1 protein-coding gene is annotated in these 665 nt (G+C 55.6%); it reads right to left on the bottom strand.

What is annotated here, in order from left to right:
• On the bottom strand, nt 1–645 hold a 645-nt coding region (locus AC1RPQ_RS07735), incomplete at its 3' end, for a hypothetical protein (protein WP_481762220.1).
• Nucleotides 646–665 lie beyond the last annotated feature (20 nt).

Below are 665 nucleotides of genomic sequence, written 5' to 3'. Positions count from 1 at the left end.
GTTGGAGACCAGTGCCAAGTCACCAACGGCCCATGTACTGATGCCGTCGATAGATGTTGAGCCTGCAACAGAAACCACGTAGTACGAACCATTTGCCTGAGCAGTACCGCCAGCAACGCCGCCGTTAGCTAGAACCGGGCTGTTTGCATTCGCATCCCAGTTTCCTTTGTAAGACAGGCCGCCCGTGATAGATGACGGCAAGTACTTCGAAGCGACTGTGCCGGATGGCCCAGATAGCAGGTCAGTTGGCAACCCCACGTCAGTAGCGGTCAGCGTCACGGCCCCCGTCCGCGAGTTCACGGATAGGACACCTGCGTTAGTCAAATTACCGTTTGTGTCTACTGCCAGACCCTGCGAAGCTGGTACCATCACGCCCCCCAAAACTGATGCTGAGGCGGGCGGAAGAGTGTAGTTGCCACCCGAGGGCTTGTTGGTTAGATCGTTATAGCTGCCGGTGAACGCAACAGGTGCCAAATCCCCGGGAGCCACACCTATGCTGATGATCGCACCAGTGTTGTCGAGAGTGTAAAACCTTCGGTCCGGGAAGTTTATGGACAACTGTCCCTGAAGAAGCTGAGCCGTAGTTGGCCGGGCACCCGCCGTTATCAGGCGCGGGTGCTGAACAGGAATGTTCGCTGTTGTCATTTTGTTTTCCTAATTAACCT

The organism is Dellaglioa sp. CoH-57-MRSF-21 (assembly GCF_056781915.1).
Note: the sequence above shows the minus strand (reverse complement) of the source record. Positions and strands in the feature narration are given on the sequence as shown.